A 12,387-nucleotide genomic window follows, 5' to 3' on the forward strand; every position below is an offset into this window, starting at 1 on the left:
TTGAATGCGAAATTCGGGGTGCGGCTACTTGCCGCGCGCCTTCACCGCGCCCAGGATTCCCTTGCCCAGGTAGAACAGGCCGTCGGCGTACCAGGCGATCATCAGCAGGTTGCGCAGCGGCTTGGGTACCGAGGAAAGCTTGGAGCACTTGGCCAGCGCCAGGTGGGTCAGCGCCCCGGAGCCCAGCACCGCCAGGCTGGAGGTGATCAGCGCCTTCGGGCCCCAGCTGCTGCGGTAGAGCAGCTTGGCCAGGCCGCTGGCCTCGCGTTCGTGCTCGGCCAGGGCGGCCTTGATGGTCTTGACCGGGCCGCCGGTGGCGACCACGCGGATGTTCTCCGGCAGCGGCTTGCCCGTCAGGTAGTCCACGCTGCGCGGATCGAAGCCCAGCAGGGCCACGAAGCGCTTGAAGTTCTTCAGGCTGCCCGGCGCCTTGACCAGCGCGAGCGCCTCCTGCAGCTGTGGCTGGTCGCTGAGGAATTCGCCCAGGGTCTGGTCGTCCACCGCTTCCCAGCCCAGCAGCGAGAATTCCAGCTCGGCCAGCCGCTGCGCGGCCGGGCTGCCGGCTTCCGGCTCGATGATCGTGGTGCGTTCCAGATCCACGTGGTAGTGCACGGCCTTCGGGAAGAAGTCGCGCCGGGAGCCGGCGCCGGTGACCAGGGCGCTGAGCGTGTTCCCGTTGCGGGTCAGCGAGAGGAACGGGCGGTTTGAGCGCGCGATGGTCGCGGTGGACACCGGCTCGGCGGACATGGCCATCAGCCCGGTGCCGTGGTTCCACAAGGTGAGCACGTTCTCCTCCAGCCCGGAGGCGGCCACGAGCTCGGAGCCCTTGAGCTTGCGCCCGTGGACCAGCTCGGTGGTGGCCCCGTAGTCGCCCAGCAGGTCCTCTTCAGGGGTCGGGCCGTCGATTTCCTCGCCGTCCAGCAGCACGTAGTCGGCTTCGGTGGAGTTCTTCAGCTCGTGCACCAGCTTGGTGACCCGGGAGCCTTCGCGCAGCTTGCCCTTGGCGTCCACGCGGTAGAGCACCGCGTCGCGGGCCGGGCTGACCGTGGCGATCTGCGCGCAGACCTCGGTAGCGTGCTCGCGTTCAACGGTGCCGCCGACAAAGCCCAGCAGGCGCCGGTCGGCCAGGGCGGTGCGCACCACCTCGGCCGCCTCGGGCCTGTCGCCCAGGAAAATGAACTCGATGTTGAGGTAGCTGAACTCGCTGGAATCCACGAAGGTAAACCCCTTTGGGATGGGTGGGACTGGTGCTTAGCTTCAATCATAGGCGCGCGGCGGGCGCCCGCCGCGGATTTGCCCCGCCGCAGGCCGCCGCTAGCGCCGGCGCATACCCCGCACCCAGCGCACCGCGCCGAACACCACGTTGCCCGCGGCATCCACATAGCCGACCGCAAGGATTACGACAACCAGCCAAGCCGCCACCCAGGGCCGGTCCCAGTCGGTGCCGGCGAGCATCAGCGAGAAGACCAGCACCTCGATAAGGCCCCAGCACAGCTGCAGCCACGGTTTCCAGGACATCGAATTGAACCAGCGCGGGGTGGCACTGCTCTTGCGGGCTTCCATCGCCACGGCCCGGCCCAGGGCCTTGCCGAAGCCCATCGGTTGAATCAATCTCGAGCCCTCGGGCAAGCCGGCCTGGGAAAGGTACCGGGCCGCCTCGGGGTCGTGGCCGAAGGCGGCGAGCACCTGCTCAGCAGCCTGCTGGCTTCCGGCGCCGGTGAGCACGCGCTTGAGGATCTCGATATTCTCCGCCGAGACCTTCATGAAGGCCAGGTCGTCCAGTTCCGCGGGGTCGGTGGCGAAATAGTGGGTTTCCAGCACCTGCAGCTGCGCCCGGGCGGCGGTTCCGGCCGCGGGCTGCACGGCCGGTCCGGCGGCCACCGGCCAGATATGCACCCAGGCCGGTTCCCCAGAGAGCTTGGAGCTCTGCTGCGGGAACCAGAAGCTGGCCGTATAGCGCGGGCCGCAGCGGCTGATCATGACGGCCGGATACTGGTCAGCGCCGGGGTACCCGCCGACCAGGAACCCGTCATGCACGGCGATGGAGGTGCACTCGGGGTCCTCGGAGAGCAGCAGGTTCCACTCGGTCTTGGAGGCCGCGGCCAGCAGCTGCATGTCAGCCTCGGTCAGCGCCCCGGCAAGCAGCGTGCGCCCGGGCGGCATCTGCTCGAGGCGCTCATCCTGGATCGGTTCCCCGCTTTGGACCTCATAGTCGTCCTGGTCCGCGTACAGCGCACCGGTGCCGAGCTTCAGCGCCAGGGCGAAGTCCTCCACCTGCTGCCCCAACCGGGTGCTCCCGTCGGCGTTGGCCAGCAGGATCAGCCCCTCGGGATCCACCGCGATGCCGACCTCGATGAGCACCAGCCCGTTCCACGGCACTGCTTCGGAGACCAGGGAAATGACCTCCCGCTCCGCCAGGACGCGGCGCACCGTGCCTCCGGCATCCAGGCCTTCGGTGTCCTCGAAAATAAGAGTCAGGGCGGCGACCAGCGTTTCGGACTGGACGCCGCCCTGTGGCGACTCGTGGCTACTTCTTGCCAAGGTACTTCTCGAAGCCTGCCGGCAGGTTCAGGCTCGACGGGTCGAAGTCCTGGGCACCCTGGCCGAAGGCGGCGCCGGACGGCGCGGAGGCCTTCTTCTGCTGGGATTCCAGCTGGGCCTGCGCGGCCTTGGCAGGGTTGCCGTACTTGACCTGCTTCTTGCCCTTGCCTTTGGCCTTCGCCTTGCGGGCGGCGCCCTTGCCTGCACCCGGCATGCCCGGGATGCCGCCGCCGGCGGCCATCTTCTTCATCATCTTCTGGGCTTCGGCGAAGCGCTCAAGCATCTGGTTGACCTCGGAGACGGCGACACCCGAACCCTTGGCGATGCGGGCGCGGCGCGAGCCATTGATGATCTTCGGGGCCACACGCTCGTGCGGGGTCATCGAGCGGACGATGGCCTCCACGCGGTCGATCTGGCGTTCGTCGAACTGCTCCAGCTGCTGGCGGGAGATCTGCGCGCCGGGCATCATGCCCAGCAGCTTCTTCATGGAGCCCATCTTCTTGATCTGGGCCATCTGGGCGAGGAAGTCGTCCAGGGTGAAGTCTTCCTGGTCGGCGAACTTCTTCGCCATCCGCTCGGCTTCGCCCTTGTCCCAGTTCTTCTCGGCCTGCTCGATCAGGGTGAGCACGTCGCCCATGTCCAGGATGCGGCTGGCCATGCGGTCCGGGTGGAAGATCTCGAAGTCGTCCAGGTTCTCGCCGGTGGAGGCGAACATGACCGGCTTGCCGGTCACCGAGGCCACCGACAGGGCGGCGCCGCCGCGGGCGTCGCCGTCCAGCTTGGACAGCACCACGCCGGTGAAGTCCACGCCCTCGTGGAAGGCCTGAGCGGTGTTGACCGCGTCCTGGCCGATCATGGCGTCGATGACGAAGAGTACTTCGTCGGGGTTGATGGCGGCGCGGATGTTCGCGGCCTGGGCCATCATCTCGGTGTCGACACCCAGGCGGCCGGCGGTATCGACAATGACGATATCGTGCAGCTTGGCCTTGGCCTCCGCCACGCCGTCACGGGCAACGGCTACCGGATCACCGGTGGGGGTGTCGAATTCGGAGGAGACGCCCGGGTGCGGTGCATAGACCGGCACGCCGGCGCGTTCGCCGTTGATCTGCAGCTGCTTGACCGCGTTCGGGCGCTGCAGGTCGCAGGCCACCAGCATCGGGGTGTGGCCCTCGGACTTCAGGTGCTTGGCCAGCTTGCCGGCCAGGGTGGTCTTGCCGGCGCCCTGCAGGCCGGCGAGCATGATCACCGTGGGAGGGTTCTTGGCCAGGTTCAGCCGGCGGGTTTCGCCGCCGAGGATCGCCACGAGCTCCTCGTTGACGATCTTGACGACCTGCTGGCCCGGGTTCAGCGACTCGGAAACCTCGATGCCGAGCGCGCGTTCCTTCACCTGGGCCACGAAGGCGCGGACCACCGGGACGGCAACGTCAGCGTCCAGCAGGGCGCGACGGATTTCGCGGACGGTACCGTCGATGTCTGCCTCGGACAGGCGGCCCTTGCCGCGCAGGTTCTTGAAGGTTGCTGTCAGGCGATCGGAAAGTGAATTAAACACGTGCCGGGCACTTCTTTCGATAGGTCTTGTGGTGCGCAAACAAAATCGCACAGGACTCGACTACCAAGAATATCAACAATCCGCCCCATGGCTAACCGGCGGCGCACCCAACATCGTGTGATCTCGGATTTCCGGCGCTCGGAACCGCCGCAGCCCGCGGCCCGGGCTTATTCCCCGTCCACGCGGCCGGCAGTGGCAGCGTCTAATTCCGGTTGCACCGCGGCGACGGGCTCCATGGCCTTGGCCGTCGTGGCGGCGGGAGGTTCAGCCGCGGCGCTGCTGCCTGCGGACTCACTCGGCTCGCTGGCCGGCTTGGAGTCCGGCACCGGGGCCTTCGGCGTGCTCGGCGCCTTGGTGGAGCGCGGCGGGGTGCCCTCCTGCCCGGCCGGAGGCGTAGCAGGAACGGTCGGCGCAGCCGATTCGGTGGGCTTCACGCTGCCCGGCGGCGTGGCCGGCTGCGTCGGCTTCCCAGTCGCATCGGGTGTCGCCGTTTCGGTGGGCTTCGCCGGCTTGGTCGGCTTGGCCGGTTTGCTCGGCTTGGCTGGTTTGCTCGGCTTGGCGGACCCGGTGGGCTTCGGCGTAGGGCTGGCCGAAGGCTTGTCGCTGGCCTTCGGTGTGTCCTTGGAGGGTTTGTCCGTGGAAGGTTTGTCCTTGGACGGGGGCTTGCGGGTCGGCGAGGGGCTCGGCGTGGGAACCATCGGGGTGTCGTCCTCGGGCACCACGACATCCGGGTTGTTGTTGGTCTCCTTGGCCGGCTTCTGCTCCTTCGCGGGCGCCGAAGGCTTGCTGCCCTTGGGTGCGCTGTTGGCGCTGACCGTCAGCCGGCGGGAATCGACCATGGCCTGGGCCTGGCCCGGGTTCAGCGGCAGGTAGTTGCGCGGATCGTGCCAGCGGCCGTTGATAATGACCTCGAAGTGCACGTGGCAGCCGGTGGAGTTGCCGGTGGTTCCCGCGCGGGCAATCAGCTCTCCGCGCTTGACCCGCTGCCCCACCGCGGCGATGAGCACCGAATTGTGGCTGTAGCCGGTCTGCACGTTGTGCCCGTGGTCGATGGTGATGCGCTTGCCCGAGTGCCCGGCCCAGGAGGACACCGTGACGATGCCGTCCTCGCTGGCGTACACCGGGGATCCGCAGGCGATGGGATAGTCCTGGCCGATGTGGATCTGGTTGCCCGGGCCGGTGGGATTCGCGCGCCAGCCGTAGGGGCTGGAGATCCGCCGGGTCTTGACCGGGGGCATGAGTTCCAGCCCGCCGGGAAGCTGGCCGATCTGCCCTACCTCTCCGACCAGCAAGGTGGAGGCGTTTTCTGCGCTGATCCGCGCCCCGGGAACCTGGGTGCCGCCGACCAGCTGTTCCTGCTGCCCGGCGATAGCGCCGGGACGCTGCGCGTTCTTCATCATGGAGGACGGGCGCCCGTCGATGTCCAGGAGTTGGCCGGCGCCGCCGAATACCGCCAGCGGGGCATACGGGTCGACGTAGACTGCATCGGAGCTGATGTCCCAATCCATCAGCGCGCCGGACGAGGCTTCCATGCCCACGGCACGCGAATGATCCGGGCCCGCAATCAGCGGTGTGGCAAGCGTGCTGGAGATTCCCAGTGCCAGCACTAGGCTGGCCGCCCCGTACAGGGCGCGCTTTCTCTCGCGCGGTCTCCCCGGAATGGCCGGCTCGTGGTTTACCTGATGACGCCTTTTCATAATTTGCCAGTCCCCAAACTGCAAATCCAAAGTGGCTCCCAGCGTATCGAGTCTGGGCCCGCATAGCCAGAGTTTTCCGGGCCTGATTGCCCCAACGACGCGGCGGAGCCTGATCTCCAAGGTTTTTCCAACAAACTGAACCGCCGGTGGCTGCTTGGCCCACCGGCGGTTCCGTCCGGGTTCCGGTGTCCCGGAGCCCTGCCCCTGTGCAGTTGTGCCGGTGAATCACCAGCCCACCGCGGCTACTTGGTCATCAGCTGGTACCCGCTTTCGTTGTGCTCGGTGGCATCGATGCCGGCGATTTCAATCTCTGCCGGGACGCGCCATGGGCTGATCTTCTCGATGACCGTGGCGATCACCCAGGTCATGGCCGCGGAGAACACGATCACCACCAGCAGCGCCATGAACTGCGCAACCAGCTGGCCGGTTCCGCCGCCGTAGAACAGGCCGCCAGCGCTTTCGGCGGTCGGCATGGCGAAGAATCCGAGGAACAGGGTGCCGATGATGCCGGAAACCAGGTGCACACCCACCACGTCGAGCGAGTCGTCGTAGCCCAGCTTCCACTTGAGGTTCACGGCCCAGGCCGAGCCGGCGCCGGACAGGACGCCGAGCAGCATCGCGGCCCACGGTGCGATGTCCGCGCAGGACGGGGTGATGGCCACCAGGCCGGAGACCAGGCCGGAAGCGACGCCCAGCGAGCTCGGGCGGGCTCCGCGCAGCTTCTCCACCATGATCCAGCCCAGCACCGCGGCGCCCGGTGCGGCCAGGGTGTTGACCCAGATCAGTCCGGCCTGCTCGATGGTGGTGGCGGCGCCGGCGTTGAATCCGAACCAGCCGAACCATAGCAGTCCTGCGCCGAGCATGACCAGCGGGGTGTTGTGCGGCTGCGGGCGGTCGTGGAAGTTGTGGCGCTGGCCGAGCTTGAGGGCCAGGACCAGCGCTGCCACGCCGGCGTTGGTGTGGACCACGGCGCCGCCGGCGAAGTCGATGGCTTCGCCGAAGATCTTGCCCAGGAACCCGTCGGCGGAGAGCATGCCGCCGCCCCAGACCCAGAAGGCGACCGGCGCGTACACCAGGGTGACCCACAAGGGCACGAACATCAGCCACGGGGCGAAGCGCGAACGGTCGGCGATGGCTCCGGAGATGATGGCCACGGAAATCATCGCGAAGGTTCCGGCGAAGCCCGCCGCCAGCAGGCCCGACTCGGGGGTGGCGTGCAGGGCGAAGTCGCTGATCGGGTTGCCGATGATTCCGGCGATGGCCGGTTCGCCGGCGGAAACTGAGTACCCCCACAGCACCCAGACGATTGCGGTGATGGCCGCTGCGGAGAAGCTCATGAGCATCATGTTGACGACGCCGGTGGCACGGGTCATTCCCCCGTAGAACAGCCCCAGGGCCGGGGTCATCAGTAGAACGAGTGCTGCGGCGATCAAGATCCAAAGACTGGCGACATCCAGCTCCATCTAGTCCACATCCCCTCACGGTATTTGGTGTATCGGTGAATAATTCTGTGACTTAACCGGATTACTCGGCGTTCGTCTCGATACATAATTCTTGGCCAGCGATGTTTCGCCTGCCTCCACCGCTGGTTTCGAATGTGTGACAAACCGGGCCCGTGCGTAACGGTTTCTTTCCCGCTGTGTTACCGGGGTATTTCGAAAAACGCACCAAAGCAAAAACCGCGGCAGCCGGTGGACGGCTGCCGCGGTGGAGCGGTGAATTGCTGTGCGCTACAGGCGGGCGATCTTCACGACCTGCATTTCGGGCACGGTGGTCGACCCGCCGACCTGGGTATCGTAGGTCAGCGAGCCCGTCACCGTTGCGGTGACCTTGACGATGTCCTCGGCCACGACGTCGTCCAGGATGTCGCAGTTGGTCAGGCCGTCGCCGGCGTCGAAAATCGTGTTGTGCTCGTAGTCGTACTTGCCAACCTGTGCATGGCTGACGTTGGCGCGGAAGGTGCACGGACCGGTCGCCGAGTCGAACTGCGTGACCCGGGCGTAGATGATTACGTTCATGTCCAGGTAGGAGTCCGGCTTCTTCACGATCTGCGCCAGCTCACGGCCGGTGATCTTCTTGGCCTTGTTGGCCTTCGTCTTGGCTTCCTTTTCGTCTCCTTAGCGTTCGTTATTTGCGCTGCTCAGATCATCCGCCTGGGCCTGGGTCACCGTCAGCGTGGCTATGGTGTCGGGCAGGTGGGTCTCTAGCTCCGGCTTCTCAATGGTCACCGCAGCAGCCGAAACCTGCACGGCCTCATGAACTTCGGCGGACGCGCCGAAGCTGGCCGAAACTGCTGCGGCAGCAGAAAACGCGATTTTCTTCACCATGATCCCCAATCGTTCAAGTGCGTGTACCCCGAAACTTCCTGTCGTCAGGCCCTACTCGTTTAGGCAGAAATTGCCGAAAAAATCGGTTCGCACTGCAATACTGGAAGCATGGATCGTCAGTTCTTCGCCGCGGATGCGGTCGAGGTTGCGCCCCGGCTCCTTGGTGCGGTGCTCGGCCTAGACAGCCCCGAAGGTACAGTTCGCCTGCGCATCACCGAAGTCGAAGCCTATATGGGGTTGGGAAGCAGCGGGCGTTATGACCCGGGAAGCCACTCCAAGGACCGCAAGACGCCGCGCAACGCCTCCATGTTCCTGGATCCGGGGCATGCCTACGTCTATTTCAGTTACGGAATGCACTTCGCGCTGAATCTGGTGTGCTCGCCTGCCGGCATTGCCTCCGGTGTTCTGGTTCGCTCCGGGGAGATCATCGAGGGGCTTCAGCTCGCCAGGGAACGCAGACTGCACAAGCGGCCTGAAGGAACCAACCCTGCGACACTCGTGGAGCGCGACCTGGCGCGAGGCCCGGGAAACCTGGCCACGGCGTTGGGCATCACCCGTCCGCAGCACGACGGCCTGGATCTTCTCGCGGCGCCGTTCATCGTGGAGGAACCCATCGGGGTTCCGGATGCCATCGCCTGTGGACCGCGCGTGGGCGTCGCGGGCATCGCCGGCGGCCCGGAATTCCCGTGGAGATTCTGGATTCCGGGGAACAAGACCGTGTCAGCATTCAAGCCCGGGCGCAATGCGCCACGGGCTTGAATCTAGTTGCCACGAGCGAGGCGTACTCTAATCGGACACGAAAAGGTCAGGATTGGATAGTTTACTTTGTAGCTTTTGCTCCAGCATCGGGCTCAGTGCATGCGCGTAGGTATTGCTCAAGTGCGAGTGGTCCCAGAATGCAATCATTCCACCGATGATTCCATAGCAAGTTTCTTCACTACATAGGTAGTCGTTCATATCTACCAGCTTGACGCGATCATCAGCGCTCGACTTCGCAGCGTCAGCGAGTGGATCGGAGGGTAACCAGTCTTTTATGCTTCCACTACATTTGGACAGTTGCTCGATATTGTCCGCTGCACAGTCCGGAACGTTGTCCAGGGTCGCCCCTGGAAAGGGGGTGTCGGCGATTACGACGACTTCCGCTCCAGTTCGTGTCCACGAATCTAACGTTGCGCTGAATGCTCTACGGGAAGCATCCATTCCGGTTTCAGAACTGTACCCTTCTGGGGGCAATGACTGACGGCTTGATGCGATGATGAGGTCATAGCCTTGTGCGCTCAGCTGATCCAAAACCCACGGTTCGTAGTCTGCGCACCCCTCAGTCTTCCCCTCATTTTCGAACATTTGGCGTGTGCCATTAACGGCGCATCTGCTGATGAGATATGTGTCCAACGACCATCCGTGGCGCTCGGCCATTGATTCGACAGCCGGGAACCACTGAACGGCGTGGGAATTTCCCACCAAGGCGACTTTCAGGTCCCCCTCCCCATACCGACAAATCGGTCTATCCGCGAAGTTTTCCCCTTCACTAGCTAAACAATCATCGGCGTAAACTTTAGGCCTATCGTATTTTGCTGCCATGGGGGCGGGTGCCAAAGACTCGAATTGCTCGCCGACTCCTCCGCCGTTGGGACATTTTTCAGTGAGCGCATTGGGACCTACACAATCTCGTCCAAGAGATTCTTCTACGCGCTGAATCGAAGCGCTAATATCCATGGAATCCTTCATTACCTGACCGCTGGTCGTGTAGAGCCCTCCGGCAATGATCGACAGAACAGCAGAGCCAAGGACCAGGAATCTGGGTGCTGACATGCTCTTTGAGATATCAAGGAAAGTGCGGAACTTAGTTTCCACAAACACCTGGGTCCATACCGCCAGTGTCACAGTCACAGTCAAAGTCAGTAGCTTAACCATGATTCCAAAGTCGTTCACCGTATACGGCAAGAGAATTAGAAGGGGCCAATGCCACAGATAAATCGCATACGAATTATCACCCACGAGGCGCACGACTTTGTTGCCGAGCAGTGACTTAGGCGATGCAGAATGCTTGGCATGCGCAAGTATGAGCAGTGCTGTACCAGCGACTGGAAGAAGTGCGAGAGCACCTGGGAACGGCATTTCGCCTGTGAAGGTCAGCGCACTAATTACAATCGCACCCAGTCCAACCCAGGCGGCAACTGCGCTCAATACGTCTGATTTCGGAGCATGGGCACGTGAACCGAAGGCAGCTATCAAAGCGCCGGCAGCGAATTCCCATCCACGGGTGAAGGTAGAGAAATAGGCGACGCCTGAATCCGTAGCGGTACGCGTACACCGAATATCCCAGCGACGTCGCAAAAATGAAGGCAATGCCGGTAAGAGTAACCGGCTGGGTTTTCTTTCCCCAGCGGATGGCCAGAAGCACGAGCAAACCAATGAGGATCGGCCACACGAGGTAGAACTGTTCCTCGGTAGACAGCGACCAGAAGTGCTGGAAGGGACTCGGCGCGTCCGCTTCGGCTAGATAGTTAACCTTTGAGGTTGCGAGGAACCAGTTCTGGAAGTAGAACGTGGAGGCTATGGCTTGGAGACCCCAGTCTTGCCAGAGTGTTTCAGGCGCGAGAAGCCACACGCCAAGCAGGCTGACGAGAATCACCAGAAATGACGCAGGGAGAAGCCGCTTGACGCGGCGTATCCAGAATTGGCCGACATCCCGTATCCTTCGTGGTGGCTTGGTCAACAGGTGCGATGTGATGAGAAAACCGGAAATCACGAAGAAAACGTCAACGCCAATAAAGCCCCCGGGAAGGACCTTAGGCCAGAAGTGGTAGATGACCACGACTCCCACTGCCAGAGCTCGCAAGCCCTGTATATCGGCACGGAATACCGACTTTTTTCGACCTGGTACTGACAATCCGGCAATAGGTTGCACGCTGCTCACTGGTGGAACATTCTCCCCTGATTATCTACGGTAGTTCAAACTTCTTCGGGCTTCCGCCACCGGCATGTTGCTGGACATGCCACTGGCCAGCTGCTCCTGGAACATCCAGGAGCAACTGGCCAGAAACCGCGACTAGCCCTCAAGCAAAGCGTCGACGAACGCCTCGGGATCGAATGGAGCCAGATCATCCGGGCCTTCGCCCAGTCCAACCAGCTTGACCGGAACGCCGAGCTGGCGCTGGATCGCTACCACGATGCCGCCCTTGGCAGTGCCGTCCAGCTTGGTCAGCACGATGCCGGAAACGTTCACGACCTCGGAGAACACCTTGGCCTGCGAAAGGCCGTTCTGGCCAGTCGTCGCGTCGAGAACCAGCAGGACTTCGTCAACAGTTGCCTTCTTTTCGACGACCCGCTTGATCTTGCCCAGCTCGTCCATCAGCCCAACCTTGTTCTGCAGGCGGCCGGCAGTATCGATCATGACGATGTCGACTTCTTGGTCGATTCCAGCCGACACGGCTTCGAAAGCAACCGAAGCTGGGTCTGCACCGTCAATTTCCGAGCGAACGGTCGGCACGCCAACGCGGTCGCCCCAGGTTGCAAGCTGCTCCGCTGCCGCCGCGCGGAAGGTATCCGCCGCGCCGAGGAGCACGTCCTTGTCCTCCGCGACCAGCACGCGTGCCATCTTGCCGATGGTCGTCGTCTTGCCGACGCCGTTCACGCCCACCACCATGATGATGCTCGGACGGTCCGGATGAGGCTCCGGGAGGTACGTGCGGTCCAGGCTCGGATCAACGAGCTTGAGGAGTTCTTCGCGAAGCATTGCCTTGACCCGTTGCGGGTCTCGACTGCCCTCGACCTTGACCCGTTCGCGCAGTGCGTCGACGAGTTCCAGGGTTGGTTCGGTACCGAGGTCCGCCAGCAGCAGGGTTTCTTCGATCTCGTCCCAGACGTCCTCATCGATGGAGTCCTGGCTAAGCAGGGCCAGAAGGCCCTTGGAGAACATGTTGTTGGACTTGGTCAATCGTGCGCGCAGACGGGCTAGACGACCTTGGACAGGTTCAGGTACGTCTAGGGCTGGGGCAACGGGAGCCTCAGGCTCGACGACGCCAACCGGCGCATCTGTGCCATCCGTGGTGGCGACTGAGCCTTCAAGGGTGTCAGTTTCGCCTCCAGCAACGGTGGCGCTGGGAACGTCGTCAGCGTCGCGCTCAGTTGTGTATGGAGTCCTAGGCTTGCGGCCCTTGGCTACGAAGGCGGTGGCAACAATGCCCACCACTACAACGACCGCGACAATGATGATGGTAAGTAATAGCGAATCGGTCACGCTCTAAATCGTCTCATATCTTCGGCGTTT

The 12,387-nt window shown here is 63.5% G+C and carries 11 protein-coding genes; 1 reads left to right on the forward strand and 10 read right to left on the reverse strand.

The features are described 5' to 3' along the window. Window positions 1-24: 24 nt before the first annotated feature. The 7 genes from ATC04_RS10465 to ATC04_RS10495 form a co-directional block, all read right to left on the reverse strand. Window positions 25-1,215 carry a hypothetical protein gene (locus tag ATC04_RS10465; RefSeq protein ID WP_060617017.1) on the reverse strand — a complete coding sequence of 397 codons (1,191 nt, stop codon included), beginning with the start codon at window positions 1,213-1,215 and terminating at the stop codon, window positions 25-27. Window positions 1,216-1,314: 99 nt separating this feature from the next. Continuing rightward, a complete protein-coding gene (locus tag ATC04_RS10470) occupies window positions 1,315-2,541 on the reverse strand; it encodes a hypothetical protein (RefSeq protein WP_047118950.1) in 1,227 nt (408 codons plus the stop codon). Beyond that, window positions 2,528-4,090, reverse strand: coding sequence for a signal recognition particle protein (gene ffh / locus ATC04_RS10475; RefSeq protein ID WP_047118949.1), 1,563 nt, complete (start codon window positions 4,088-4,090; stop codon window positions 2,528-2,530). Before ffh ends, ATC04_RS10470 begins: the two co-directional genes overlap by 14 nt. Before the next feature lie 167 nt (window positions 4,091-4,257). Then, window positions 4,258-5,787, reverse strand: coding sequence for a peptidoglycan DD-metalloendopeptidase family protein (locus tag ATC04_RS10480; RefSeq protein ID WP_082123882.1), 1,530 nt, complete (start codon window positions 5,785-5,787; stop codon window positions 4,258-4,260). Between the two features lie 242 nt (window positions 5,788-6,029). Further along, window positions 6,030-7,220, reverse strand: coding sequence for an ammonium transporter (locus ATC04_RS10485; RefSeq protein ID WP_353580009.1), 1,191 nt, complete (start codon window positions 7,218-7,220; stop codon window positions 6,030-6,032). A gap of 297 nt (window positions 7,221-7,517) precedes the next feature. Then, on the reverse strand, window positions 7,518-7,832 hold the full coding sequence (locus ATC04_RS10490) for a hypothetical protein (protein ID WP_052772345.1): 315 nt from the start codon (window positions 7,830-7,832) through the stop codon (window positions 7,518-7,520). A 72-nt stretch (window positions 7,833-7,904) separates the two neighbouring features. Beyond that, window positions 7,905-8,114: a hypothetical protein gene (locus tag ATC04_RS10495; protein ID WP_152666831.1), complete on the reverse strand. Its 210-nt coding sequence runs from the start codon at window positions 8,112-8,114 to the stop codon at window positions 7,905-7,907. A 108-nt stretch (window positions 8,115-8,222) separates the two neighbouring features. On the opposite strand from ATC04_RS10495, the gene ATC04_RS10500 reads away from it, so the two are divergent. Then, complete coding sequence (locus tag ATC04_RS10500) at window positions 8,223-8,873, forward strand: DNA-3-methyladenine glycosylase (protein WP_047118946.1); 651 nt, start codon at window positions 8,223-8,225, stop codon at window positions 8,871-8,873. A 27-nt stretch (window positions 8,874-8,900) separates the two neighbouring features. Here ATC04_RS10500 and ATC04_RS20030 read toward each other — a convergent pair whose 3' ends face one another. The 3 genes from ATC04_RS20030 to ftsY form a co-directional block, all read right to left on the reverse strand. Further along, entirely contained in the window at window positions 8,901-10,349 is a 1,449-nt protein-coding gene (locus ATC04_RS20030) for an acyltransferase family protein (RefSeq protein WP_286158846.1), read from the reverse strand. Further along, window positions 10,255-11,034, reverse strand: a complete 780-nt coding sequence (locus tag ATC04_RS10510) for an acyltransferase (protein WP_082123881.1) — start codon at window positions 11,032-11,034, stop codon at window positions 10,255-10,257. Before ATC04_RS10510 ends, ATC04_RS20030 begins: the two co-directional genes overlap by 95 nt. Before the next feature lie 132 nt (window positions 11,035-11,166). Then, window positions 11,167-12,357 carry a signal recognition particle-docking protein FtsY gene (ftsY, locus tag ATC04_RS10515; RefSeq protein WP_047118943.1) on the reverse strand — a complete coding sequence of 397 codons (1,191 nt, stop codon included), beginning with the start codon at window positions 12,355-12,357 and terminating at the stop codon, window positions 11,167-11,169. Window positions 12,358-12,387 lie beyond the last annotated feature (30 nt).

The sequence above is a fragment of the Arthrobacter sp. YC-RL1 genome (assembly GCF_001454985.1).
In the GTDB taxonomy this organism is placed as follows: domain Bacteria; phylum Actinomycetota; class Actinomycetes; order Actinomycetales; family Micrococcaceae; genus Glutamicibacter; species Glutamicibacter soli.

Coding starts and splice junctions, on each gene's coding strand:
- ATC04_RS10500 (WP_047118946.1), top strand. CDS start 8,223: ATGGATCGTCAGTTCTTCGCCGCGGATGCGGTCGAGGTTGCGCCCCGG.
- ATC04_RS10495 (WP_152666831.1), bottom strand. CDS start 8,114: ATGGTGAAGAAAATCGCGTTTTCTGCTGCCGCAGCAGTTTCGGCCAGC.
- ATC04_RS10480 (WP_082123882.1), bottom strand. CDS start 5,787: ATGAAAAGGCGTCATCAGGTAAACCACGAGCCGGCCATTCCGGGGAGA.